The organism is Allobosea sp. 10L422 (assembly GCF_056395345.1).
In genome coordinates, this window is sequence record NZ_JBFTJI010000002.1 from 732,430 (window position 1) to 755,962 (window position 23,533).

The 23,533-nt window shown below is 65.7% G+C and carries 22 protein-coding genes, 2 tRNA genes and 1 pseudogene; 13 read left to right on the top strand and 12 right to left on the bottom strand.

The window, feature by feature from the left end; translation table 11 throughout:
• The first annotated feature begins 37 nt into the window (after positions 1-37).
• Positions 38-592 carry an AAA family ATPase gene (locus AC1DEZ_RS07950; RefSeq protein WP_476779297.1) on the top strand — a complete coding sequence of 185 codons (555 nt, stop codon included), beginning with the start codon at positions 38-40 and terminating at the stop codon, positions 590-592.
• A 163-nt stretch (positions 593-755) separates the two neighbouring features.
• A tRNA-Tyr gene (locus AC1DEZ_RS07955) sits at positions 756-840 on the top strand.
• Positions 841-937: 97 nt separating this feature from the next.
• Here the strand turns inward: AC1DEZ_RS07955 and AC1DEZ_RS07960 are convergent.
• The 4 genes from AC1DEZ_RS07960 to AC1DEZ_RS07975 form a co-directional block, all read right to left on the bottom strand.
• Positions 938-1,969: an amino acid ABC transporter substrate-binding protein gene (locus AC1DEZ_RS07960; protein ID WP_476779298.1), complete on the bottom strand. Its 1,032-nt coding sequence runs from the start codon at positions 1,967-1,969 to the stop codon at positions 938-940.
• 41 nt (positions 1,970-2,010) lie between these two features.
• Positions 2,011-2,646, bottom strand: a complete 636-nt coding sequence (locus tag AC1DEZ_RS07965; protein ID WP_476779299.1) for a L,D-transpeptidase — start codon at positions 2,644-2,646, stop codon at positions 2,011-2,013.
• A 17-nt stretch (positions 2,647-2,663) separates the two neighbouring features.
• The gene (locus tag AC1DEZ_RS07970) at positions 2,664-3,113 is read right to left on the bottom strand and encodes a hypothetical protein (RefSeq protein WP_441512895.1); all 450 of its coding nucleotides are present in this window, start codon (positions 3,111-3,113) and stop codon (positions 2,664-2,666) included.
• 271 nt (positions 3,114-3,384) lie between these two features.
• Positions 3,385-5,064 (bottom strand): alpha/beta hydrolase, encoded by a 1,680-nt coding sequence (locus AC1DEZ_RS07975; protein WP_476779300.1) that lies wholly within the window; start codon positions 5,062-5,064, stop codon positions 3,385-3,387.
• A gap of 191 nt (positions 5,065-5,255) precedes the next feature.
• Between AC1DEZ_RS07975 and AC1DEZ_RS07980 the strand changes: the two genes are divergently transcribed.
• From AC1DEZ_RS07980 to AC1DEZ_RS07995, 4 genes are all read left to right on the top strand, one after another.
• Positions 5,256-5,741, top strand: a complete 486-nt coding sequence (locus AC1DEZ_RS07980; protein ID WP_441512893.1) for a MarR family winged helix-turn-helix transcriptional regulator — start codon at positions 5,256-5,258, stop codon at positions 5,739-5,741.
• On the top strand, positions 5,734-7,032 hold the full coding sequence (locus AC1DEZ_RS07985) for an HlyD family secretion protein (protein WP_476779301.1): 1,299 nt from the start codon (positions 5,734-5,736) through the stop codon (positions 7,030-7,032). Before AC1DEZ_RS07980 ends, AC1DEZ_RS07985 begins: the two co-directional genes overlap by 8 nt.
• A complete protein-coding gene (locus AC1DEZ_RS07990) occupies positions 7,025-8,578 on the top strand; it encodes a DHA2 family efflux MFS transporter permease subunit (RefSeq protein ID WP_476779302.1) in 1,554 nt (517 codons plus the stop codon). The genes AC1DEZ_RS07985 and AC1DEZ_RS07990 overlap by 8 nt, the downstream gene beginning before the upstream one ends.
• Positions 8,579-8,735: 157 nt before the next feature.
• Positions 8,736-8,957: a hypothetical protein gene (locus tag AC1DEZ_RS07995; protein WP_441512890.1), complete on the top strand. Its 222-nt coding sequence runs from the start codon at positions 8,736-8,738 to the stop codon at positions 8,955-8,957.
• Positions 8,958-9,129: 172 nt separating this feature from the next.
• Here the strand turns inward: AC1DEZ_RS07995 and AC1DEZ_RS08000 are convergent, their stop codons facing one another.
• Positions 9,130-10,572, bottom strand: a complete 1,443-nt coding sequence (locus tag AC1DEZ_RS08000) for an undecaprenyl-phosphate glucose phosphotransferase (protein ID WP_476779303.1) — start codon at positions 10,570-10,572, stop codon at positions 9,130-9,132.
• Positions 10,573-10,722: 150 nt separating this feature from the next.
• A complete protein-coding gene (locus tag AC1DEZ_RS08005; RefSeq protein ID WP_441512888.1) occupies positions 10,723-11,097 on the bottom strand; it encodes a VanZ family protein in 375 nt (124 codons plus the stop codon).
• Positions 11,098-11,110: 13 nt separating this feature from the next.
• On the opposite strand from AC1DEZ_RS08005, the gene AC1DEZ_RS08010 reads away from it, so the two are divergent.
• Together AC1DEZ_RS08010 and AC1DEZ_RS08015 are read left to right on the top strand one after the other, a co-directional pair.
• Entirely contained in the window at positions 11,111-11,383 is a 273-nt protein-coding gene (locus AC1DEZ_RS08010) for a hypothetical protein (RefSeq protein ID WP_476779304.1), read from the top strand.
• A gap of 124 nt (positions 11,384-11,507) precedes the next feature.
• Positions 11,508-12,902, top strand: coding sequence for a DUF2793 domain-containing protein (locus AC1DEZ_RS08015; RefSeq protein WP_476779305.1), 1,395 nt, complete (start codon positions 11,508-11,510; stop codon positions 12,900-12,902).
• A gap of 124 nt (positions 12,903-13,026) precedes the next feature.
• On the opposite strand, the gene araD is transcribed toward AC1DEZ_RS08015, so the two are convergent.
• The 3 genes from araD to AC1DEZ_RS08030 form a co-directional block, all read right to left on the bottom strand.
• On the bottom strand, positions 13,027-14,760 hold the full coding sequence (gene araD, locus AC1DEZ_RS08020; protein WP_476779306.1) for an L-arabinonate dehydratase: 1,734 nt from the start codon (positions 14,758-14,760) through the stop codon (positions 13,027-13,029).
• Between the two features lie 139 nt (positions 14,761-14,899).
• Complete coding sequence (locus AC1DEZ_RS08025) at positions 14,900-15,817, bottom strand: dihydrodipicolinate synthase family protein (RefSeq protein ID WP_476779307.1); 918 nt, start codon at positions 15,815-15,817, stop codon at positions 14,900-14,902.
• The gene (locus AC1DEZ_RS08030) at positions 15,807-16,508 is read right to left on the bottom strand and encodes a GntR family transcriptional regulator (protein ID WP_476779308.1); all 702 of its coding nucleotides are present in this window, start codon (positions 16,506-16,508) and stop codon (positions 15,807-15,809) included. The genes AC1DEZ_RS08025 and AC1DEZ_RS08030 overlap by 11 nt, the downstream gene beginning before the upstream one ends.
• Positions 16,509-16,704: 196 nt before the next feature.
• On the opposite strand from AC1DEZ_RS08030, the gene AC1DEZ_RS08035 reads away from it, so the two are divergent.
• The 3 genes from AC1DEZ_RS08035 to AC1DEZ_RS08045 all read left to right on the top strand — a co-directional run bounded on the left by AC1DEZ_RS08035 (position 16,705) and on the right by AC1DEZ_RS08045 (position 19,407).
• Positions 16,705-17,691, top strand: a complete 987-nt coding sequence (locus tag AC1DEZ_RS08035) for a Bug family tripartite tricarboxylate transporter substrate binding protein (protein WP_476779309.1) — start codon at positions 16,705-16,707, stop codon at positions 17,689-17,691.
• Positions 17,692-17,781: 90 nt separating this feature from the next.
• Positions 17,782-18,792 (top strand): DUF2891 domain-containing protein, encoded by a 1,011-nt coding sequence (locus AC1DEZ_RS08040; protein ID WP_476779310.1) that lies wholly within the window; start codon positions 17,782-17,784, stop codon positions 18,790-18,792.
• A 429-nt stretch (positions 18,793-19,221) separates the two neighbouring features.
• Positions 19,222-19,407, top strand: coding sequence for a cupin domain-containing protein (locus tag AC1DEZ_RS08045; RefSeq protein ID WP_476779311.1), 186 nt, complete (start codon positions 19,222-19,224; stop codon positions 19,405-19,407).
• A gap of 143 nt (positions 19,408-19,550) precedes the next feature.
• Here AC1DEZ_RS08045 and AC1DEZ_RS08050 read toward each other — a convergent pair whose 3' ends face one another.
• The gene (locus tag AC1DEZ_RS08050; protein ID WP_476779312.1) at positions 19,551-20,006 is read right to left on the bottom strand and encodes a VOC family protein; all 456 of its coding nucleotides are present in this window, start codon (positions 20,004-20,006) and stop codon (positions 19,551-19,553) included.
• A 76-nt stretch (positions 20,007-20,082) separates the two neighbouring features.
• Between AC1DEZ_RS08050 and AC1DEZ_RS08055 the strand changes: the two are divergent.
• Positions 20,083-20,193: pseudogene (locus AC1DEZ_RS08055) on the top strand (IS5/IS1182 family transposase); the annotation flags it as partial.
• Positions 20,194-20,325: 132 nt separating this feature from the next.
• On the opposite strand, the gene AC1DEZ_RS08060 reads toward AC1DEZ_RS08055, so the two are convergent.
• Together AC1DEZ_RS08060 and AC1DEZ_RS08065 are read right to left on the bottom strand one after the other, a co-directional pair.
• A tRNA-Gly gene (locus AC1DEZ_RS08060) sits at positions 20,326-20,399 on the bottom strand.
• A 201-nt stretch (positions 20,400-20,600) separates the two neighbouring features.
• Entirely contained in the window at positions 20,601-21,629 is a 1,029-nt protein-coding gene (locus AC1DEZ_RS08065) for a trans-3-hydroxy-L-proline dehydratase (RefSeq protein ID WP_476779313.1), read from the bottom strand.
• 316 nt (positions 21,630-21,945) lie between these two features.
• Here AC1DEZ_RS08065 and AC1DEZ_RS08070 point away from each other — a divergent pair, with 316 nt between their 5' ends.
• Positions 21,946-23,502, top strand: a complete 1,557-nt coding sequence (locus AC1DEZ_RS08070; protein WP_476779314.1) for a methyltransferase regulatory domain-containing protein — start codon at positions 21,946-21,948, stop codon at positions 23,500-23,502.
• Positions 23,503-23,533: the final 31 nt, after the last annotated feature.

Below are 23,533 nucleotides of genomic sequence, written 5' to 3' on the forward strand. Positions count from 1 at the left end.
GCGCGGCGTGGACGGATCGCTGAGGAAAGGAGCGACCATGACAGAAGACAGAGACCGGCTGATCGTCCTCACCGGAGGGCCCGGCTCAGGCAAGACGACCCTGATCGAGGCGCTGGCGAAGCGCGGCCATGCCGTGCAGCCCGAGGCCGGCCGGGCTGTTATCCGCGACCAGCTGGCGATGGGTGGCGAGGGATTGCCATGGAAGAATCGAGCGCTCTTCGCAGAGCTGATGCTCGCGGCCGATCTGCGCAGCTACGATGAGGCGCGCGGACAAGGCAAGCTTGTCTTCTTCGACCGCGGCCTGCCCGACATCGCCGGCTATCTCACGCTCTGTGGATTGCCGGTGCCACCGCATGTCGAGGCGGCGGCCGAACGATTCCGCTATCGCAGGACCGTATTCATTGCGCCGCCATGGCCTGCGATCTTCGGGCAGGATGCCGAACGCAAGCAGGACTTCGCAGAGGCCGTGCAGACCTGTGAGGCGATGGCCCGGACCTATCCGCACTACGGCTACGATCTCGTCGAATTGCCGCGGGAAAGCGTCGAAATCCGTGTCGGTTTTATCCTGCAGCGCCTCGGCGTTGCGAGCTGAGCGATTTCGGGCCGGGTTGGCTTCACAGTGAATTCGCATCTCCGGTCTTTTTGCCGTTGACAGGGCGCGGCCCGGTCACCATAAGTCCGGCCGCGCCTGCCGGTCGTCGCGAAAGTGACATATCGGTGGCCCTCGGCCCCACAGGCCGATCATGGGCGCAGGCGGGGGAATGTCCCGAGCGGCAAAGGGGGCGGACTGTAAATCCGCTGGCTATGCCTTCGCAGGTTCGAGTCCTGCTTCCCCCACCACCCATCTCCTTCAAATTCGAAATGGCTCGGCTTCTGCCGCTGATGCCATGTCGAGAGCGGGCCTGAACCCGCTCCCGACGAAAGCAGCCGCCATGCTCTACCGCAGCGGCGGAGCATAGAGCACGCCGCCCATGCTCCAGAGTTGGTTGAGGCCGCGCGGGATACCGAGCTTCGAGCCGGTCCCGAGATTGCGCTCATAGATCTCGGCGTAGTTCCCCGTCGCCTTGACCGCCCGGATCGCCCAGTCCGAATCGAGCCCCATGGCCTTGCCGAAGCCGCCTTCCGCGCCGGTGAAGCGGCGTGCATCGGGTTTCTGCGATTTCAGGGCCTCGTCGACATTGGCGGTGGAAATGCCGAGTTCCTCGGCGTTGACCAACGCGAAGTTCACCCACTTCACCACGTTGAACCAGGGGAAGTCGTCGCTGCGCACCACCGGCCCGAGCGGCTCCTTCGAGATCACGTCCGGCAGCACGATCGCATCCGCGGGCTTCGCCAGCCTGAGTCGCTCGCCGTGCAGCGCCGACTGGTCGCGGCTCAGCACATCGCATTGTCCGCCCTCGAAGGCGGCGAAGGCTTCCGCCGCGCTCGGATAGACCTTCTCCTCATAGGTCATGGAATTGGCCTTGAAGAAGTCGGCGAGGTTGAGCTGCGTGGTGGTGCCGCCCTCGACGCAGATCTTCGCCTTGTCGAGGGAGAGCGCACTGTCGACCTTGAGCGAACGCTTCGCCAGGAAGCCCTGCCCGTCGTGATAGGTTATGCCGGCGAAGGCGAGGCCCAGTTCCGCTTCGCGGCCGAGAGTCCAGGTCGAGTTGCGTGCCAGCAGATCGACCTTGCCGCCCTTCAGCGCGTCGAAGCGCTCGCTCGCGGAGAGCGGGGTGAAGGCGACCTTGTTCGCGTCGCCGAGGACGGCGGCCGCGACGGCGCGGCAGAAATCGACGTCGAAGCCGTTCCATTTGCCTTCGGCGTCCTTGGCCGAGAAGCCGAGGACGCCTTCGCTGACGCCGCATTGGAGCGTGCCGCGCTGCTTTACCGTCTCAAGCGTGCCTGCCCCTGCCGGGGCCGCCAGCGTGGCGGCCAGCGCGGCGCCGGCGGCGAGGCCGGGCAGGCGAAACCATGAGGCCTTTGACATGGCTCTCTTCTCCCTTCGGATTCGGTTGCGCACCGCGCCGGTCAGAGCGTGGCGTTGTGGCGGATGATGACCTTGGTCCCGACCGGGACGCGCTCGTAGAGGTCGATGATGTCGCCATTGGCGAGCCGGAAACAGCCGGAGGAGATCGCCTGGCCGATCGTCTCCGGCTGGTTGGTGCCGTGGACGCGGAACACGGTCGAGCCGAGATAGAGGGCACGCGCGCCCATCGGGTTGCCGGGGCCGCCGGCCATGAAACGCGGCAGATAGGGCTGGCGCTGCAGCATCTCCGGCGGCGGGCGCCAATCCGGCCATTCGGATTTGCGGCTGACCTGGACCTGGCCGGACCAGGTGAAGCCCTCGCGGCCCACACCGATGCCGTAGCGCAGCGCGCGGCCATTGCCCTGCACCACGTAGAGGAAGCGCTCGCCGGAATGGATCACGACCGTGCCGGGCGCCTCGTTGGAGCGGAACAGCACCATCTGGCGGGCATAGGGGCCGTCGGTGATGGTCACTTCCTCGGTCGAGATGCGGCCGGGCTCGTCGCCGATATCCATCGTCTCCTTCATCGCCGCCGGCGCGCGCGGCTGCGCCAGGGAGGCGCCGGAGAGGGCGAGCAGCGGCAGGCAGGCGAAGCTGGCAGCGAGGCCGATGCCGGCGAGGGTCTTTGAGAGGTTCATGTCCCGTCAGCTCCAGATCAGCAGCGGCTGTAGACGAAGGTGCCGTAGCGCCGGTTCGCGTCCGGATCGACGAAGCGCATCACCAGCTCCTTCTGCGAAACCGAGAGCAGCTCGCGATCTTGCGGATCGCCGGCCGGCGCCTCGAAGCCGACATAGCTCTTGCCGCCCGGGCCGGCCTTCAATCGAAGCTCATAGGGCTTGGGGTCGTCGGCGACATGCATCATCACGCCGTCGCCGGGGCCCTTCGTGATCGTATAGGGTTGCTTGCATTGTGCCCGCGCTTCGGCCTCGGTGCGCTTGCGGTCCTTTTCGGTGTGGAAGGAGGCGATGCCCCAGCGGCCCACCAGCGCATCACGCGTGACATTGGTCGGGGCCGGGGCGGTGTCCGCGACGCTCGCCACCGGCGACAGCGTCTCGCCGCCGCCACAGCCTGAGAGCAACAGCGCCAGAAGCAGGCTTCCGCTCAACGAACCGATTCCGGCACCGGAACCTCCGGCCCTAAACCCTAGCTGTCTCATCGGTCCTCCATCGCGATTGGTCAGAGTCGAAGCGATGCATCATGGTGAAAGGCAAAGGGGTGGCCGATGCTAGGACAGCATGGCCCTTGTCATTGATCCTGGAGCTGGTGATCGCGTGGCGTCCATCGGCTTCCCGGAGGGCCCCCTGGCCAGAGATGCAGCAGCACAGCCGCAAACGCGATCGGGATCAAGCCCCTTTGCCCTTCTTTCATCGCCGGAGCTATCCGCCCCGGTTGTCGTATGGGTCGTTGGCGGGGCGATCGGCGCCTGCCCGAGCCCGCGCCCGCGCGGCCAGATCCCGCTTCAGGGCCGCGAGTTCCTCCGCCGACCAGCGGCCGGGGCCGAGCACTGCCGTCCACGCCTCGACATAGTGTTCGGGCGCGTAGACATGGCCGTAGCCGATGGGGGTGCTGGTCGCCACGGCCATGTCGAGCGCCAGCTGCAGCATCGTGACGATCGGATACCAGCGCAGCTCGGACGACACGTCCGGCCCGCGTGGCGACTGCATCCAGGCCGGCTGCCGGTAGGCGTCGCGATAGTCGAAGAAGACGATGGGGTCGCTGGCATATTGCAGATAGACCAGCCGCATCGGCCCCCAGGGCCGGTCGGGCGGGACCGTAGGGCCGTTCTGGTTCATGAAGCGCACGATGCGCCCGTCCCCGAATTCGGGGAGCCATTGCGGCGTTCCCGGATTGCGGGCCTCGGTGATCGAGCGCCAGCCGCGGGTTTCGAAGGGCGGGCCGCTCCAAAGCGCGCCGTCGATCGGATCGCCGATCATTTCGAACAGCTCTGCGGATTTCTCCGAGTTCATGGCCCCAAGGCTGAGGCCGTGCAGATAGAGCTTCGGGCGCGTGTCGTGGGGCAGGGCGGTCCAGTATCGATAGATTTCGCGGAAGAGCGCGCGGGCCGTCTCGGCTCCGTATTCCGGCTGGGTCAGAAGGGAGAGTGGGCTGCTCAGATAGGAGTATTGCACCGCGACGCTGGCGACGTCGCCATCGCGAAGATGCTCGAGCGCATCCATCGCGGAGGGATCGACCCAGCCCGTGCCCGTCGGCGTGACGACGATGAGCGTCGAGCGGGAGAAGCCGCCGACGCGCTTGAGTTCCTCCAGGGCGAGCCTGGCCCTCGCTTCCGGCGTTTCGGCGCCGCGCAGGCCGACATAGACCCGGATCGGCTCCTGGGCGGGGCGTCCGGTCTGTTTGCTGATGCTCTCGGCAGTCGGGCCGGCGGCGATGAATTCGCGGCCGGCGCGGCCGAGCTCCCGCCAGTTGACGAGCGAGGCCGGGCTGCCGGTCTTGTTCGGAGCGGTCGGCCGGGCGCGCTCCGGCTCGAGCAGGGCATCGAGCTCGCGATAGGATGAATCCAGCACGCGGAAGGCCGCGCTCGCCAGAACGTTGCTCGCCAGCGACCAGAACAAGAGCGCGGCGAGGCCGATCCCGATGATGTTGGCGAGCCGAACGGGGATGTATCGCCGGATAATTCCGACAAGCCAGGCGGCCAGCCGCTTGAACAGGCGCGCGATGACCAGGACCAGCACGAAGGTCGCGAGCGCGACAAGGCAGAGCTTGGCCGGGTGTGAGCTCGGTAGCAGTGGCAGGCTGAAGACGGCACGGACCGAGTTCTGCCAATCCCCCGCCTTCCAGAGAAACCACAGTGCGATCAGCACCGACAGGGCAAGGATCACGGCATTCGCCGGGCGCCGCAACCGCGCCGAAGGCTCCGACAGTTCGAGATAGCGCCAGAGCTGCCGGGACGAAACGCCGAGGCCATAGCCGATCGCAAAGCAAATGCCGGCTAGCGCTCCTTGCGTCAGATAACTGCGGGGCACGAGGGTGGGCGTTAGGGCGGCTGCGAACAGCAGGGTTCCCAGCGCCAATCCCACACCTGACAGCGACGCCAACTGCCCGCGAATCCAACGCCCCAGCACGCTACTCCCCCCGCACGGGACGCCCGGGCTGATCCCCGACTGCGCTCCCGCCGGGCGAAGGTAGCCGCGGCCGATCGCGCCTGGCAATGCGCGCCATGCAGGGGGGACGTACCGCGCGACCATGGCCCCCGCGCTTGGCATGGCTGTATCAGGATATTATATAGATGCTTATGACAAGCATGCCTACAAAGCCGCCACCGACCGTGGGCTTCCTCCTGCACGATGTCGCGCGCCTGCTGCGCAAACGCTTTGAGCAGAACGCCCGCGACACCGGGCTGACGCGCTCGCAATGGCAGGTGCTCGCCTATCTCGACCGAAATGCCGGCATTCAGCAGGGGATGCTCGCCGAGCTGATCGATGTCGAGCCGATCACCGTCGGCCGGATCGTCGACAAGCTGGAGAGCTGCGGGCTCGTCGAGCGCAGGCCGCATCCGACCGACCGGCGCAGCTGGCAGCTTTACCTGACCGAGAAGGCCGGGCCGACGCTCGATACAATGCGCGGGCTCGGCGAAGTCACGCGGGCCGAGGCGTTCGGTGCGATTCCGGAAACGGAGCGCGCGCGGCTGCTCGGCCTGCTCGAAACCATGAAAGAGAATCTCGTGGCTGCCTGCCAATCGCCGGCCGCCGAAGGACAGGCCCGCCATGGATGACGTTGCCAGAAGAGCCGATGCCGGCACGACAAGCGCTTCCGACCCGGAGATGCGCGGCAACGTGACCGAGATCAAGCGCGCCGGAGAGGCGAAGGCGCCCGCTGCGCCCGCCGACAAGACGCCCGAGACAGCGCCCATCGCGACATCCGGGGTTCCGGCAGCGCGTCCTGGCCCCAATCGCAAGCGCCAGCTGCTCTTCGCGCTGCTGCCGATCGCCCTGGCCGCGGGCGGCTATTACTACGTCACCGGTGGTCAGGTGATGTCGACGGACAATGCCTATGTGCAGGCCGATATCGTCGGCATCTCGACGGATGTCGCCGGCATCGTCAGCGAGGTCGATGTCCGCGACAACCAGCCGGTGAAGGCCGGCGAAGTGCTCTTCCGGCTCGACGACAAGCCGTTCCGTTTCGCGCTGGAGCGGGCCGACGCGCAGATCGGCGTGGTCAGCAACGATCTCGAGGCGCTGAAGGCGACCTACAAGGGCATGCAAAGCCAGATCGCCCAGGCCGGGAGCGATATCGCGTTCTTCCAGACCACGTTCAAGCGCCAGCAGGATCTCGCCACCAAATCCGTCGCGTCGCAGGTGACCTATGACCAGGCCAAGCACGATCTCGACGGCGCGCAGCAGAAACTGGTGCAGTTGCAGACCCAGCTCGCCGGCATCGCCGCCGGCCTGAACGGCAACCCGGATGCTCCTGTCGAGGAGCATCCGCGCTATCGCGATGCCGTCGCCGCTCGCGCCGAGGCTGCGCGACAGCTCGACCACACCGTGGTGCGTGCGCCGATGGACGGCATCGTCACCAACGTGCCTTCGCTGCAGAAGGGGCAGTATCTGGCGGAGGCGACCAACGCCTTCAGCCTGGTTTCCACCGATCATGTCTGGATCCAGGCGAACCCCAAGGAGACCGAGTTGACCTGGGTCCGGCCCGGGCAGAAGGCCGAGGTCTATGTCGACACCTATCCGGGCGCGAACTGGAGCGGCACGGTCGACAGTATCAGCCCGGCYTCGGCGGCRAGCTTCTCGCTGCTGCCGGCGCAGAACACCAGTGGCAACTGGGTCAAGGTCGTCCAGCGCATCGCCATGCGGGTGAAGATCGAGACGCCGCCCGACAGGCCGCAACTGCGCGCCGGCATGAGCGTGACGCTCGATGTCGACACCGGCCATGCGCGCGGCCTGCCGGACTTCGTCGGCTCGGCCATGGGTATGAGCAAGACCCCGGGCATGAGCAAGAATCCGGGCATGAGCAAGAACCCGGGCACGAGCAAGAAGACAGAGAACAACCATGGCTAGCGCCATCGCCGCGGCAGCGACCCCGGTCGCCAACCGCGGCGCCATCACTGCCTGCGTCATCCTCGCGGTGATCATGCAGGCGCTCGACACCACGATCGCCAATGTCGCGTTGCCCTATATTCAGGGCAGCGTCTCGGCGAGCGCCGACCAGATCAACTGGGTCCTGACCTCCTACATCGTCGCGGCGGCAATCATGACGCCGCCCTCGGGCTTCCTGGCCGCTCGCTTCGGGCGCAAGCGGGTGCTGTCGGTGGCGATCATCGGCTTTGTCGTCGCATCGATCCTGTGTGGCGCGGCGCAGTCGCTGCCCCAGATCGTCGGCTTTCGTTTGATGCAGGGTTTCTTCGGCGCGGCGCTGGTGCCGCTGTCGCAGAGCATCCTGCTCGATATCTACATCCCGGAGGAGCGCGGCTCGGCCATGGCGCTGTTCGGCGTCTCGGTGATGGTCGGGCCGGTGCTGGGGCCGGTGATCGGCGGCTGGCTGACCGAGAACATCTCCTGGCGCTGGGTCTTCTACATCAACCTGCCGCTCGGCATCCTGGCTTTGGTCGGCGTCTCGATCTTCGTCAGCGAGACCAGGTCCAGCGCTTCCGCCAAGCTGGACTGGATCGGCTTTGGCGCGCTCAGCATCGCGATCGGCGCGCTGCAGCTCTTCCTCGATCGCGGCGCGCAGCTCGACTGGTTCGACTCCTTCGAGATCATCGTCGAGGCGACCGTCTGCGCCGCGGCGCTCTACATCCTCGTGGTGCACACTTTCACGGCCGAGAACTCCTTCATCAAGCCGCGGCTCTTCCTCGACCGCAATTTCTGCGTCGGGCTGATCTTCATCTTCATCGTGGGCATCTGCTATCTGGCGTCGCTGGCGCTGATGACGCCCTATCTGCAGACGCTGATGGGCTATCCGGTGGTGACTGCCGGCGTCGTCATGGGACCGCGCGGCCTCGGCACCATGGTCTGCATGTTCGTGGTCGGGAAGCTGATCGGCAAGGTCGACACGCGCATCCTGCTCGGCTCGGGCCTCTTGGTCAGCGCCTGGGCGATGTACGACATGGCCGGCTGGACGCCTGACGTATCGCAACAGACCATCATGCTGACCGGCTTCCTGCAGGGGGCTGGGCTCGGGCTTCTGTTCGTCCCTCTGACGACGATCACCTTCGCGACCTTGCCGGCGGAGTATCGCGGCGACGGCACCGGCCTCTACAACCTCTCGCGCAATATCGGCTCGAGCGTCGGCATCTCGCTGGTCGCCTATCTGCTCACCCGCAACGTGCAGGTGAACCATGCCGAGATCGCGAATTACGTCACGCCGTTCAACCGCATCTTCGATACGCCGGCGATCAAGGAGGCCTGGGATCCGCTGAAGCTCGCGGGGCGCGCCGCGCTCGACGAGGTCGTGACGCGTCAAGCCACGATCATTTCCTATGTCGACGACTTCAAGCTGCTGATGATCCTCTGCCTTGCCGCGCTGCCTTTCCTGGCGCTGCTGCGCACGCCTCGAAAAGAGGCCGCCGCCCCGGCCGACGACCATGCGATGGTGATGGAATAGCATCGCGCGCGAGCCGGCGGCCGGGTGGAGCTGACCTTAGGTTAACCTTGTTCGGCCAAACTCGGCGGAATGTTCACCTTGGGCTTTTGCGCAGATCGATTTCAGTCGATTATCATTGCGTCGGATTAACGCAATTTTAACGCTATGAGCCCGTGCCATGCGACCAGAGCGCGTGCATCGAATTCCCACCCCGTTCCGCATCTCCAGCCCGGCTCGCGTGCCGCGGGCGGCGAACGACAATGTTCCCGAAAACCGGGCGAGCTTGGCGAGCTTTTTTGCCGGGCGGTCCGTGATCTTCGGGACGCTGGTGTTGGCGCTGGCGATCATGTTCGGCTGCGCCGTCTGGCTCGGGCGGGGCATCTGGCACCTGTTCTCATAAGAGGTGCGAGCCGGCCATCCTTGCCGGCCGCTCTTGCCGGCGCGAAGCCGCGCAATGCGCGGACAATGGCGCGCCGACCCGGCCTGGTCGTAACAAGGCCTGACAATGCTTCATATAATCAATAGGTTATAGGCGGTTCCCGAAAGGTTGATTCAAGTCACCTGGCCCGCGTCTAACGCGCGTTGGTGAAAGCCTTGCGGCTGAAGACGGTTCTGAGCAGGATCGCGACATCAAGCCAGAACGACCAGTTGTCGATGTACCAGTGATCATAGGCGACGCGCTTGGCCATCTTCTCGTCGGTATCGGTCTCGCCCCGAAAGCCGTTCACCTGAGCCCAGCCGGTGATGCCCGGCATGACGTTGTGACGGCGCGCATAGTTGGCGATCCTGCGCTGGAACTCGACATCATGGGCAAGCGCATGCGGCCGCGGTCCGACCAGGGACATGTCACCGGCAATGACGTTCAGAAGCTGGGGCAGTTCGTCGAGATTGTAGCGGCGGAGAAACCGCCCGACTCTGGTGATACGGGGATCGTTGCGCTTGGCCTGGATGACGACCTGCCCGTCATCGGTCGTGGTCATGGTCCGGAACTTGAAGATGCGGAACGCCTGCTGGTTGAAGCCATAGCGACGCTGCCGGAACAGGATCGGGCCGGGCGAGTCGAGCCTGATCAGGGCGGCGATCATGATGAGGAGCGGCAGGGTCAGCACCAAACCCGCGACTGCCGCGACCATGTCGAAAGCGCGCTTGGCTGCGATCTCTGCCCCAGATAGCGGCTGCCGGGTCAGGCGCAGGCTGGAAAACGAGCCGGAGCGTACGAAATGCGGCGTCTCAAAACGCTCCATGATTGGCTCGGGCGCGAGATGGATCGCGACCGGAAGATTGGTGAAGGCGCTGACGCAGGCCTCGATCGTCTGCTGTTCCGACCAGGGCAGGGCGATGAGGACGGCATCGGGCCGCCCGGCCCGGCAGTTTGCCACGGCGGCGGCCAGATTGGCCGCGAGTTCCGCCCGATTGCCATTCCGGCCGGGTTTAAGGAACGCAACGTCGGTGATCGCGAAACCGACATGCCAGGGTTTGTGCCGGGCGACGAAGGACATCACGTTGTCTTCCTGCCCGATCAGGAAGACGCGCTCGGCCGTGATCCGGCCTGCCTTGCTGCCGGCTGCGACCCACCGGGCAAGAAGAGAGCGCGAGAGCGCGATCACCGGTATTCCGGCGAAATAGGTCGTGAAAATGACAATTCGCGAGTAGTGCCCGGTGATCTTGGCAACGAAGATCAACGCCAGGAACGCGACCATCGTGAGGTTCCAGACGGAGAAAGCCGATGCGATCTGTCCCTGGGGCGAGAGGTAGTTTTTGAGCTGATAGCGCCCTTGCATCAGATTGATGAAGACGAAGATCGTCATCAACATCGCTGCCAGCTCGGGGGCGGCGCGATCCATGCCGATTTCATGCTGGGTTACCAGGTAATAGGTGGCCGACGCCCCCGCAACGAGAGAGCCGACGACGAACGCGTCGCTCGCTGCGGTCAGCGGCCCGAGCCAGTGCCGCCAGAGGCGCCGCCGGCTTGCGGACGTCGTCAGCAGCGTGCTGTCCAGATCGTTGACGCTCATGTCACTCCGCCCCAGATCCGAGCTGCAGCGACGCCCTGTCCCAATGCGGGACGCGGGCGCGCAGCGGATCGTCTTGAAGGCTGAGGTGGCAATGCCTGTGCCGCGGGCCGCTGGACCAGATCGGAACACCGGATCGAGCAGGCCCGACGTTCAGAAGGCGTTGCGGAAGCGCCGGAGCATGTATTCGAAGGAGCTTGCCATGGCGGAGCCGATAACCGCACCCATGATCTTGACCAGCGCGTCATGAGGCAGCCCGTGACGGGTCATCTCCAGCGTCTGCAGCCATTCCAAACCGGCGGCCAGAGCGACCAGGCCAGGCAGCACGAGCCAGCGTTGGCGCGGGTAAGCGAAGGTCAGCAACGCGCCAGCGGCGAGATAGGCAAGGAAGCGTTCGACGTCCGGCCCCAGATTCAGAAGGTGTGGCCGGGCATCGATCGGCGACAATGTCGACACGATGATCACGAGGAGGGCGGTCCAGCCGATCAGCACGGCGGCGCGGCGCAACTTGTCGAGGGAGGCGTTCAAACCGGGACTCCGAATGCTGGCGGGACGCGCAGCAAGATTTAGGCCAGCACTGTCAGAATCGTTTCGCGCCGATGCGCAGCTATGCCTTTATGGCAAGGTAAAAACGGCGAAGCAATGGCATAGGGCAAAACTGTGTCATGTCTTCGCGCCGGCTATGCTGTCGCAAGGGCGCCGGGACAGCGTGTCGGCGATGAAGGGGAGAGATTTCATGCTGAAGAGTTCTGCCGCATCGCCGGCGGCGCGGATCGCGCGCGGCGCCAAGGCGATCTATGCATCTCCTCGCTGATGAGCTGGTTCCAGCCTGAGGCCGCGCCGCTCCAATTGCGCTGGCCGACTTATCCCCGGCGCCGGCAACCGCTCGATAATCCCCCTCGCGACAGCCCGGCGCTGCATCCCCTTCGCGAGGCCTCATGACCGATACCCCCCGACTTTCCTTGCCCCTGCTCGCAGCCGGGCAGGCGCAGAAGCATGTGACCCATAACGACGCCCTGATGCGGCTCGATGCCCTGATCCATCTGGTCGTCGACAGCCGCACGCAGGCCGCGCCGCCGGCTTCGCCGACTGAGCTTTCCGCCTATATCGTGCCGCCGGGCGGCGCGGGTGTCTTCGCCGGCCGGACCGATCAACTGGCGCTGTTCGAGGATGGCGGCTGGACGTTCCTGACGCCGCGCAAGGGCTGGCAGGCCTGGATCGCGGATGAGGCGGAGCATAATCTCTGGACCGGTACGGAATGGCGGCGCGCCAGCCCTCTCAGCAGCCTCGGGGCCGAGCGCTGGGGGATCAACGCGACGGCCGACGCAACCAATCGTCTCGCCGTGTCCTCCGAGGCAAGCCTGTTCAACCATGCCGGCGGCGACCATCGCCTCAAGATCAACAAGGGCAGCGCCGGCAGCACCGCGAGCGTCCTGTTTCAGAGCAACTGGTCGGGGCGGGCCGAGTTCGGCCTATCCGGAGACGACGATTTTCGGGTCAAGGTCAGCGCGGATGGCTCGTCCTGGCACGATGCAATCGCGATCGATCGCGGGACGGGCGGCGTGGCGCTCCCCGGCTCGGCCTGGGCGGCCGGACCAGACTTCCTGATCAATGGCGATATGCAGATCAACCAACGGGGCTTTGGGGGCGGTGCGCTCGCGGCGGGAAGCTACGGCTTCGACCGCTGGAAGGCGGCGAGCGGGGGCGCCAATCTTTGGCGCAGCGGCTTCGCGATCACGCTGAATTCCGGCGGAATCGTGCAGGTCGTCGAGCCGGCGCTGTGGGGCCTTGCCTCTTTTGCCGGTTTGTCGCTGACGCTTTCCGTCGAAGGGCTGAGCGGCGGCAATCTCACGGTCGCCATCGCCAGCCAGTCCGGCACGATCACGGCAGGCGCAGGCCGCCGCTCGGTGACGCTGACGCCGGCTGTGGGGGACACGGGCGCCTTGACGGTACGGTTGTCCCCGAGCGCCGGGACGGTCAACTTCGCCCGCATCAAGCTGGAGCAGGGGAGTATCGCTACTGCTTGGCGCGCGCGCCCGCTCGCGATTGAGCAGATGCTGTGCCGACGCTACCATTGGCGACCGGACGGGCAGATCCTGCTCGACGCCTACCAGGCCCCGGCGGCGGGCTCTCGCCAGAGCATCGGGATGCCCGTGCCGATGCGGGCGACGCCGGCTGTCAGCTTCTCGGTCTCGCAGGAACTCAACGTGCAGGGCAGCGACCGCGGTGTCGTCGCCCAGTCGCTCGAACGCGCCTATGCCCATGTCACCGCGCAAGCGCTGGGGCGGGTGCGGGCGGCGTTCGACGCCGTCGCCTTCGATGCGGAGCTGTAAAGCAGCGCGTCATGCTCGGGCTTGACCCGAGCATCGCGGGAAGATCGGTTCTGGAGCCTCGTTCGGCAGGCGATTCTCAGGTCCGCGCAGGGGGGCGGCCTGAGAATGGCGCTTCCCACATGCCTCAATGGATTTCCGGCTCCGCCACCTTGGCGGTGCCTTCGAGATAGTCGAAGTCGCAGCCCTTGTCGGCCTGCCGGATATGGGCCGCGGACATCTTGCCCCAGCCGCGCGGATAGTCGCGGTTGGGCGGCGTCCAGATTGCGAGGCGGGCTGCGATCTCGGCGTCCGTGAGGTTCATAGAGATGCTGCGGGCCTCGACATCGACGCTGATGATGTCGCCGGTCTGCACCGCGGCGAGCGGGCCCTTGATGTAGGCTTCCGGCGCGACATGCAGGATGCAGGCGCCGTAGCTGGTGCCGGACATGCGGGCATCCGAGATGCGCAGCATGTCGCGCACGCCCTGCTTCAGGAGCTTTTTCGGGATCGGCAGCATGCCCCATTCCGGCATGCCGGGGCCGCCGACCGGGCCGCAATTCTTCAGCACCATGATGTGATCGGCGGTGACTTCGAGGTTCTCGTCATTCACGGCCCGCATCATCGCGTCGTAGTCCTCGAAGACGAGGGCCGGGCCGGAATGCCTGAGCAGGCGCGGCTCGGCGGCCGAGGGCTTGATGACGCAGCCATCGGGAGCGAGGTTGCCCTTGAGCACGGCGAGGCCGTTGGCGGTCGAGACCGGGCGGTCGAGCGGGCGGATGACGTTGTCGTCATAGACGTTGGCGAGCGCGATGGTCTGCGCCAGCGGCTTGCCGGTCACCGTCATCGCATCGGTGTGGAGCTTCCTCTCGAGCTGCTTCAGCAGGGCCGGCAGGCCGCCGGCATAGAAGAAATCCTCCATCAGGAAATCGCCGGAGGGGCGCAAATTCGCGATGACCGGGACCGTGCGCGAGAAGGCGTCGAAATCATCAGGCGTCAGCGGCACGCCGGCGCGACCGGCCATGGCGACGAGATGGATGATCGCATTGGTCGAGCCGGCGACGGCCATATGCACCGTCAGCGCATTCTCGAAGCTCTTGCGGGTCAGGATCTGGTCCGGAGTCAGGTCTTCCCAGACCATCTCGACGATGCGTTTTCCCGCCGCGGCGGCCATGCGCGGATGGGCGGCGTCGGCGGCGGGGATAGCGGAGGCGCCGGGCAAGGTGAGGCCGAGCACCTCGGCATGGCTCATCATCGTCGCGGCCGTGCCCATCACCATGCAGGTGCCGTAGGAGCGGGCGATGCCGCTCTCCATGTCCTTCCACTCACCGTCGGTGATGTTGCCGGCTTCCTTCTCGGCCCAGTATTTCCAGACATCTGCGCCTGAGCCCAGCACCTTGCCGGCCCAGTTGCCGCGCAGCATCGGCCCGGCCGGGACGAAGATGAAGGGAAGCCCCGCGCTGCAGGCGCCCATGATCAGCGCCGGCGTGGACTTGTCGCAGCCGCCGAGAAGCACGGCGCCGTCGAGGGGGTGGGAGCGGATCGATTCCTCCGTCTCCATCGCCAGGAAGTTGCGATAGAGCATCGTCGTCGGCTTCTGGTACTGCTCCGAGACCGACATCACCGGGATCTCGATCGGGAAGCCGCCGGCCGCCCAGACCGCGCGCTTCACCGCTTCGGCGCGGTCACGCAGATGGGTGTGGCAGGGGTTGATCTCGGACCAGGTATTGATGATGCCGATCACCGGCTTGCCCATGAACTCCTCATGAGCAAAGCCCATCTGCAAAGCCCGCGAGCGATGCCCGAACGAGCGCAGGTCGCTCGCCCCGAACCAGCGCCAGCTGCGCAGGGTCTCGGGCGTCTTGCGGGGGCGGGCGGACATGGGCGCTTCCTCGAATTCTTGTCGTTCTAAGCGGTACTGGCGTCATGGTCGGGCTTGACCCGACCATCTCGGAAACCAGTGTCATCTTGTCATGAGATTCTCGGGTCTGCGCTCCGCTCCGCCCGAGAATGACGGTTTGTCACTCTGCCACGGCCTTCGCTGCACCCCAGCTCGACACGATGCCGCGCAGCTCTGCCCGCTCGGCCTCGTTCAATTCCGGCAGGCCGGGCAGGCGGACCGGGCCGACATCGGTGCCGAGCAACCCGAGCGCCTCCTTCACCACCGTGACATTGGCCCCGTTGCCGTATTTGGTGCGCAGCTTCTCGAAGCCCGCGATGGCGTCGACCTCGCGGCGCGCCGTGACGTAGTCGCCGGCTTCCAGCGCACGCCAGACGGCAAGCGAGCGTTCCGGCGCGACGTTGATCAGGCCCGAAGTGAAGCCGCGGGCGCCGAGCGCATAGAAAGGCGCTGCCCAGCCTTCGGCGAGACCGCAGATCCAGTTGGCCGAGGTGCCCAGTGTCTCGCGCACGCAGTCGGCGAGCAGCATCATGTTGCTGGAGGCGAATTTCACGCCGACGACGTTCGGATGGGTCGCGACGCGGATCAGGTCCTTCACGCCGATCGCGTCCGAGCGGATATAGGCGACGAGCGGAATGGTGAGCGCCTCGGCGATGGCGAGGATGTAGTCGGCCTGGGATTGCGGCGCGGCGAAAGGGTCGAGCGGGTGATGCACCATCGCGGCGTCGCAGCCGGCCTTCGCCGCCAGCTTTCCGGTCGCGATGGCTTCGCGCAGGGACCTGCCGATGCCGGCGGTGACCAGCGCCTTGCCGGCGGCCGCCTCCGCCGCGACGGCGTGCGAGCGCTCCACTTCGGCTGTTGTCATCGGGTAGAATTCGCCGGTGTTGCCAGCCGAGACGATGTTGTGGATGCCGGCCTCGGCGATGCGCCGGACGATTTTGCCCGTCAGGGCCCAGTCGGCTTCGCCATCCACCTTCCAGGCGGTGACGTGGACGCCGGAAATGCCGCGCAGCGCACTGCGCACCTTGTCATTCGTCATAGTCCAGTCCTTCCGCGTCCGCGCCGAAGACCAGCCGTACATGGGCCTTCGCCGAGCGGACGATGTGGCGGCGCATCCTGAGTTCAGCGAGCGCGGGATCGCGCGCCAGGAGCGCCTCGTAGATGCCGCGGTGTTCCTCGAAGCCGCGGCGGCGTTCGGCCAGCTCCGAATGCAGCGAAATGCGTTGGGCATGATCGTACATGCGCTGGCCGTCGAGCCTGCGCTCCAGATAGGTGCAGCCGGAGATGCGATGGATCGCGCGGTGATAGGTTTCGTTGAGCGCGACGAGATCCTCGAGGTCGCCATGCTCGGTCGCCTGCTCCATCTCGGCGATCAACCGGGCAAGGTCTCTCTCGTCGCTGCCGGTCAGGTGGTTCGCCGCGATATGGGCCATGACGCTTTCGAGCGCGGCCCGGCCGAGCGCCATTTCCAGCGCCTGCCGGGGCGAGAACTCGACGAAGACGCCGCGGCGCGCCTCGGTGCGGACCAGGCCCTCGCTTTCGAGCTTGCGGATCGCGTCCTTCACCGGCGTCGTGCTGACGCCGAGCATCTCGGCGAGATGGCGCTCGTTCAAACGTTCGCCATTGCGGAAGCGGCCGGCGACGATGGCGCGGCGCAAGCGCTCATGCACGTGCTCGCGCAGGGAGCGCAGCAGATCGGGCGCAACGGGTTCGACGGCAGGCTGCAACATGGTTCTTCCGAGGTGCCGTGTCGGGCCGCTGCATCGCGGCTGCGAGACCGGGCACCATGACCCATCAAACAGCACAAAGCGTTACGTGCGGCAATCTGAAATTTCAGATTTCAAATCTGCGATCCTGTGTTATCGATCGAGGCAAGCGCCCGTTATGAGGCGCAGGCGGAATTGTCCGCCACGGGGAGACGAATCGATGAGCATGACGCGCAGAACCATCATCGCCGCCGCCTGCCTTTCTGGGGCGTGTCTTGCCGCAGCGGGCCCCGCCTTCGCGCAGGGCGACTATCCCGGCGGCAAGGTGGTCACCATCGTCGTGCCCTTCGCGGCGGGCGGCACGACCGATCTGCTCGGCCGTATCCTGGCCGACCGTCTCGGCGCACGTCTCGGCGGCAAGTTCATCGTCGAGAACCGGGCCGGCGCCGGCGGCAACACCGGCGTTGCTGCCGTCGCGCGTGCGCCGGCGGACGGCTACACGCTGACTATGGGCACGGTCTCGACCCATGCGATCAACCCGGCCGTCTACGCCAAGCTGCCCTTCGACCACGTCAAGGATTTCGCGCCGATCTCGCAGGTCGCGAGCGTGCCGAACATCCTGATGGTCAATATCGACCTGCCGGCCAAGACGGTTCCCGAGCTGATCGACCTGCTAAAGAAGAACCCGGGTAAATATTCCTTTGGCTCGTCGGGGGCGGGCACCTCGACCCATATGGCGGCAGAGCTGTTCAAGGTCTCGACCGGCACCGATATGGCGCATGTGCCCTATCGTTCGAGCGGGCAGGTGACGCAGGATCTGCTCTCCGGCCAGATCCAGATCACCTTCGACAACATCACCATCGCCTGGCCGCATGTGCAGGACGGCAAGATAAGCGCTCTGGCGACGGCAACGCCGCAGCGGCTGGAGGTCGCCAAGGACATGCCGGCGCTGGCCGAGTTCATTCCCGGCTATGACGCCAGCTCCTGGCATGGCTTCTTCGCGCCGTCCGCCGTGCCGAAGGAGATCGTCGCCAGACTCTCGACCGAGACGCAGGCGATCATGCGCGAGCAGGCGGTGATCGATCAACTCAAGAAGCTCGGCGTCGATCCGGTCGGCTCTTCGCAGGAGCAGTTCACAGCCCATATCGCCTCGGAGACGAAGCGCTGGGCCGAGGTGGCGCAGAAGGCGAATGTGAAGATCGAGTGATCGCATCTGGCGCTTTCCGGCGCGCCGAAGCAGTCTCCGGGGGCCCACGACCTTGTCGATGCGTCGCGCCGAACCGGAGACTGCCGAGCCATGACCACCCCCGTCCTGACCGAAGAGATTGCGCTTCGCTTCGCCCGGATCGCGCTCAGCCATGTCCGCCGGGAATATCCGAACAAGCCGGACCATACGCTTGCCGGGCCGGAGGATGCGCGCACGCCCAGCGAGCTGCATCCGGTGTTCTATGGCAGTTATGACTGGCATTCCTGCGTGCATAGCTACTGGATGCTCGCACGCCTGCTCCGGCGCTACCCCGGGATGGAAGCCGCCGCCGATATCGTCGCGCTGTTCGACGCGCAGCTCGTCCCGGAGAAGATTGCGGTCGAGTGTGCCTATCTCGCCAGGCCCACGGCGCGCGGCTTCAAGCGACCCTATGGCTGGGGCTGGCTCCTGAAGCTCGCGGCCGAGTTGAAGGGGCTCGATGACGGGCGCTGGGGCAGGGCGATGGCTCCGCTGGCGGAGGCCTTCGCGCAGCGCTTCCGCGATTTCCTGCCGATCGCGACCTATCCGGTCCGTGTGGGCACGCATTTCAACACCGCCTTCGGCCTTCGGATGGCGGCCGATTATGCGGCTGCGACCGAGGACGGGGCATTCTTGACGCTGCTGCGCGAGACGGCGTTGCGCTGGTACGGCGCCGATGTCGATTGCCCGGCCTGGGGCGAGCCCAGCGGAGACGATTTCCAATCCTCGACACTGATCGAGGCGGAATGCATGCGCCGCCTGCTGCCGGCGGAACGCTTCTTGCCCTGGTTCGAACGCTTCCTGCCGCATGTCGCGCAGAGCGAGCCGGCTATTCTGTTCAAGCCGGCCATTGTGAGCGACCGGACCGACGGCAAGATCGCGCATCTCGACGGGCTGAATCTCAGCCGGGCCTGGTGCTGGAGCGCGCTCGCCGCGGGGTTGCCGGCGGGCGATGCACGGCGGCCGATCATCGCGGATGCGGGGCGGCGGCATCTCGAAGCCGGGCTGCCGCATATCGCCGGCGATTATATGGGCGAGCATTGGCTCGCGACCTTTGCGGTGCTCGCCATCGAAGAGCGCTAGCCGCCGAAGCAATGAAGGTTGCTTCGACCGGGCGCGGCCCGAGAGGCCGGGGTTGCGAAGCTGTAACCCCGGGACCGGAGATACCCGGACAAACCTGCACAAGAACGCCCGTCTGACGCCGAGCGCATCGTCATGACCGCAGCTCGGCCCCTCGCCGTTGCCCCCGCGCAATTGCAGCCGTCCCGCACAGCCCCGAGCGGAAAGCTCTCCAGGACAAAGGGAGCGGACGTCTTGGAGACCACAGCTACGTAGCCTCGCCAGCACTAAGGCCGCGCTTCATGACGGGTTTGACGTCGGGGCAGGAGAAGGCGCGCGATGACCACGCGGGCCAATTCGGGACCCATGCGTGGCCGGCTCAGGCGTAGATTACGGTGGGGGTTGGAGCGGGTACCGGGAATCGAACCCGGGTATTCAGCTTGGAAGGCGGTAATGCACCCTGCCCATGTTCAAGTGCCTATCTCAACGCCAATAGATGGCAAGGTCACCATCGCCACTGAAGGCGATATCCTCGTGGCACCGGCCAACGCTCCCCACCGTTTCGAGAACATGGGGCCTGGGCGCTTAGAGATGATTGACATTCACGCCAATCCGACCTTCGTCACGGTATGGCTTTAGGCCGTGTACCCATAAACTTGGTTGCATGACGCGACGATTGCCATGCCTGCTTTGCTCACAAAGCGAATGAGGTCGTGCGGCACTGCAATATGTCGCGAAAGGCCAATAGCGGAAGTGGCGAGTTATTCGATCAGCTCGTCGGTTCAGCCGTAAGCAACTCCCGGATTGCTTTGCCCAACTTCTATAATATAGCCATCGGGATCGCGAATGTAGCAGCGCGTCTCGCCGTACTTGGGCTTTGGCTCCGTGATGAACTCGGCTCCTCGACTTCGCCAAAGGTCATAACACGCTTGAATATCTGCAACGCGGATATTCATAAAGCTGCTGACTAAATCGGGATCGGCGGGGACACTGAGCGTTACCGATGGTTTGTCGGGTGTCGGACCGCCCCCGGGGTTAACGAGGAGCCACGTGTTCGCGATCTGGATGTACCCCGGCGCGCCGCTGCTGTCGCCTCTGCTTAGAATGCGACCTCCGAAGACCGTTTCGTAAAATCGCAGCGATCGCTCGACGTCGGCGACGGTAAGAAAGTGCGCGACGGTAAACCCATCCTGCGGCGGCATCTGATAGGTTTTCTTCTCGACTTGTACCTGGCTCATAGACGACCTCCAATTCGGATTTGGTATTTCTCCGTTTGCCAGAGGCAGTGTGCAGGACCTGGTCCTGCGCTAGCTATTGAGATACGCCCGTATAAATGGGCCGCATTTGCCCCGCCGCAAGCCAGGCAAGCCACGCGTCGATGACCGGCGGGTGATCAGCGGGATCCTTCACATCCTGACGACGGGCAGTCTGAAGCCAAGCTGGATCCGGTGGTTGGCACGAAGTCGGGCCGGCTACGGCGCTATTGAGGGCGCGCCGGCCCGCCATCGCACGAGCCACCTTACCGTCCAGACAAGTGATGAGATTGCCAGAGAGTGATGGAGCGGGCGGAGGGAATCGAACCCTCATAGCTAGCTTGGAAGGCTAGTGCTTTACCACTAAGCTACGCCCGCGCGTCTCAGACGCCTTATCAAACCAACGACAGCGCTGCTAGCCCAAATCTGGCCACCTCGTCAGCCTGAACGTTTTTGGAGGTGGCGCATCAAGGCTGCTGCTCTACCATTGAGCTACACCCGCATCGGCCGCCAAATTCCCCATCGCACCGGCAGGTGTCAAGGGCCGCTGCGCCGTTTCAGAGCTGGAACATCCGTCTGTCAGAGTTTCGGCCAGGTATCGGACAGGCGATAGCCGGCGGGCCAGGGGTCGTCGGGATCAAGCATGAGCTGGGAGGTGCCGGTCACCCATGCGCTGCCGGTGATTCGCGGGACGATCGCCGGTGTATCGCCGATGCGCGTCAGGCTCTCGATTGCGCAGTCGAAGCGGGAGCCGATGATAGACAAACCTGCGAAGGGCTCGCCGACGCACAATTGTCCGCGCGCATGGAGCACGGCCATCCGCGCCGAGCAACCTGTGCCGGTCGGCGAGCGGTCGATCTTGCCGGGGCGGATCGCCACCGCATTGCGGCCGGTCAGGAGGCCATCGATGCGTTCGACCGGGGCGGCGAACTGGCAGAAGGAAATGTGATCCCACGCCGTATCGCCCGGATGGGTGAAGCCGAGCTGCTCGTTGGCTGCGCGGGTGATCTTCATGCCGGTCTCGGCGATCTCGCGGGCTTCGTCGGGAGCGAGCGCGAAGCCGAGGCGCGCTGCGTCGACGATGACGAAGCTGTCCCCGCCATAGGCGATGTCCACGGTGAGCGTGCCGAGGCCGGCGACCTCGATCGTTGCGTCGAGGCGCGCGGCGAAGGAGGGGACGTTGCGCAGGCTGATCGCCTCGGCCTTGCCATTGCGGCAGGTGGCGCGGATCTCGATCAGCCCGGCCGGCGCCTCCAGCACGATGTCGGTGTGCGGCTCCCGCATCGGCAAGATGCCGGTATCGAGCAGCACGGTCGCGACGCAGATCGCGTTGGAGCCCGACATCGGCGGCGTGTCGGCCGGCTCCATGATGATCCAGCCCATCTGGGCGCGCGGGTCTTTGGGCGGAACGAGCAGGTTCACATGACGGAAGACGCCGCCGCGCGGCTCGTTGAGCATGAAGTTCCGCAAGGTTTCGTCGGACGCGATGAAGCGCGACTGTTCCCAGATCGTGTCGCCCGGCGGCGGTCGCACGCCGCCGACGATGACGTCTCCGACCTCGCCCGCGGCGTGGCAGCCGACGACATGGATGATCTTCTGGCTGCGCATCGACGGACCCGGCAGGGATGGACATGTGCCGACAGCCTAGCCAGTCCGGTCGCTTTGCAGAAGCCGAAGTTGAAGCCGCCCTTGCGATGCCGCCCCATGGCCGGCCAAACTCAAATCGGCATGATCTGCCTTGGCTTGTGCCGATGTTCTGAGGCTTCGATTCAGTTTCGTGCCAGTCCTCGGGGTCGAATTGGCTTCTTGTCTGCCGTGTCGCGCCGCAGGCCCGCCGCCGATGGCTTGGCCGCTCCTTCAAATGGATGAGGCATCCGAAAGGCGGCTGGGCTGGAATGGGCGGAATGCAGCCGGGCGAGCGGCCATGACGAACGCTTCAGCGATCAACCCCTATGATGCGGTGGCCTATCCCGGCCATTCATTCTCGCAGACCCATCCGGCCAGGCTGGCGACCATCGCGCATTTCCACGGCATGAGTCCGGCGTTGCCATCGGAGATGCGCGTGCTGGAACTGGGCTGCGGGCGGGGCGGCAACCTGATCCCGATGGCGGCGCAATATCCGCGGAGCCGATTCCTCGGCATCGACCTCAGCGGGGATTCGATCCGGCAGGCGAACGCCAATGCAGCAGAGCTCGGCCTGTCGAATGTCACGTTCCGGCAGGAGGACATCCTGGAGCTGACAGCCGACCTAGGGCGCTTCGATTACATCATCGTCCATGGCGTCTATTCCTGGGTGCCCGATCCGGTGCGGGAGCGGATCGTCGCGCTGTTCGGCGAGTTGCTGGCGCCGCAAGGCGTCGCCTATGTCAGCTACAACGCGCTGCCGGGCTGCCGCCTGCGCGATCTGGCGCGGGATGTCATGCTTTATGCGGTCCGCGATATCGACGAGCCGCGCGAGCGGGTGCGGGTGGCGCGCGCGGCGCTCAAGGACGTCGCCGAAGCCAGCGATCCCGACAGCTATCACGGCGCGGCGCTGCGCCAGCGCCTGAAGCAGATCGACGAGCTGCCTGACAATGTCTTCTATCATGACGACCTGAACGCCGGGGCGCGGGCTTTTGCGCTGCACGAGGTCCTTTCCGCCGCCGGGCGGCATGGGCTGCAATTTCTGGCGGAAGCGTCGTTCCCGAACCTCTATGGAGCCGCCAAGGGGCCTGCCCAGCAGCTCCTGGCGCAAATCCCGGTCGAGGAGGCGGCGCGGCGCGAGCAGATGCTCGACCTGCTGATCGGCCGCGCCTTCCGCGAGACGCTGCTCTGCCGCACCGAGCTGCCCTTGCGGCGTGGCATCCGGGCCGATGCGCTGCGGCCTTACTACCTCGCGGCCAATGCGCGGGTGGCCCAGCAGGCGACGGAGGAGGCAAGGCCGGGCGTCGAGCGTTTCGAGTTCGACGAGGGCGTGCGGCTTTCGGTCGATCTACCGCTTTGCAAGGCGGCGCTCGGCGTCATGAGCGCGATCTGGCCGGCCAGCATCACCTGGGAGGAGCTGGTCGCGCGCTCCTGCCGCGAGGCGGCCGGTGAACTCGGTCCCGATCTCGATCATGAGGTGGGGCGGCTGGACGAGGCGCTGATCGCGATCTTCAAGGCGGGGCTGCTCGACATCCGGCTGGAGCCGCCGGCACTGACGACGGAGATCAGCGAGAAGCCCGCCGCCAGCGACATCGCACGCTGGCAGGCGTCGAGCGCCCTGGAGGTCACGGATCTGCGCCACCGCACCGTGCAGCTCGACAGCCTCGTCGTCAGGAAATTCGTCAGTCTGCTCGACGGCTCGCGTGACCAGCGCATGCTGCTCGACGACATCAACGCCTTCCTGGCCGAGACCAGGGCTGCCGGCATCGCGGTCACCAACCTGCCGGAGCGGGCGACGGCGGCGGAGGTGGCAATGCATTTGAAGGATGTCGCCCGCCTCGCATTGCTGCGCGCTTGAGGATTGTTGCCCCGCGATACCGGGCGTAACC

Coding starts and splice junctions, on each gene's coding strand:
- AC1DEZ_RS07950 (WP_476779297.1), top strand. CDS start 38: ATGACAGAAGACAGAGACCGGCTGATCGTCCTCACCGGAGGGCCCGGC.
- AC1DEZ_RS07960 (WP_476779298.1), bottom strand. CDS start 1,969: ATGTCAAAGGCCTCATGGTTTCGCCTGCCCGGCCTCGCCGCCGGCGCC.
- AC1DEZ_RS07965 (WP_476779299.1), bottom strand. CDS start 2,646: ATGAACCTCTCAAAGACCCTCGCCGGCATCGGCCTCGCTGCCAGCTTC.
- AC1DEZ_RS07980 (WP_441512893.1), top strand. CDS start 5,256: ATGCTTATGACAAGCATGCCTACAAAGCCGCCACCGACCGTGGGCTTC.
- AC1DEZ_RS07990 (WP_476779302.1), top strand. CDS start 7,025: ATGGCTAGCGCCATCGCCGCGGCAGCGACCCCGGTCGCCAACCGCGGC.
- AC1DEZ_RS07995 (WP_441512890.1), top strand. CDS start 8,736: ATGCGACCAGAGCGCGTGCATCGAATTCCCACCCCGTTCCGCATCTCC.
- AC1DEZ_RS08000 (WP_476779303.1), bottom strand. CDS start 10,572: ATGAGCGTCAACGATCTGGACAGCACGCTGCTGACGACGTCCGCAAGC.
- AC1DEZ_RS08010 (WP_476779304.1), top strand. CDS start 11,111: ATGCTGGCGGGACGCGCAGCAAGATTTAGGCCAGCACTGTCAGAATCG.
- AC1DEZ_RS08015 (WP_476779305.1), top strand. CDS start 11,508: ATGACCGATACCCCCCGACTTTCCTTGCCCCTGCTCGCAGCCGGGCAG.
- araD (WP_476779306.1), bottom strand. CDS start 14,760: ATGTCCGCCCGCCCCCGCAAGACGCCCGAGACCCTGCGCAGCTGGCGC.
- AC1DEZ_RS08025 (WP_476779307.1), bottom strand. CDS start 15,817: ATGACGAATGACAAGGTGCGCAGTGCGCTGCGCGGCATTTCCGGCGTC.
- AC1DEZ_RS08030 (WP_476779308.1), bottom strand. CDS start 16,508: ATGTTGCAGCCTGCCGTCGAACCCGTTGCGCCCGATCTGCTGCGCTCC.
- AC1DEZ_RS08035 (WP_476779309.1), top strand. CDS start 16,705: ATGAGCATGACGCGCAGAACCATCATCGCCGCCGCCTGCCTTTCTGGG.
- AC1DEZ_RS08040 (WP_476779310.1), top strand. CDS start 17,782: ATGACCACCCCCGTCCTGACCGAAGAGATTGCGCTTCGCTTCGCCCGG.
- AC1DEZ_RS08045 (WP_476779311.1), top strand. CDS start 19,222: ATGCACCCTGCCCATGTTCAAGTGCCTATCTCAACGCCAATAGATGGC.
- AC1DEZ_RS08050 (WP_476779312.1), bottom strand. CDS start 20,006: ATGAGCCAGGTACAAGTCGAGAAGAAAACCTATCAGATGCCGCCGCAG.
- AC1DEZ_RS08065 (WP_476779313.1), bottom strand. CDS start 21,629: ATGCGCAGCCAGAAGATCATCCATGTCGTCGGCTGCCACGCCGCGGGC.
- AC1DEZ_RS08070 (WP_476779314.1), top strand. CDS start 21,946: ATGACGAACGCTTCAGCGATCAACCCCTATGATGCGGTGGCCTATCCC.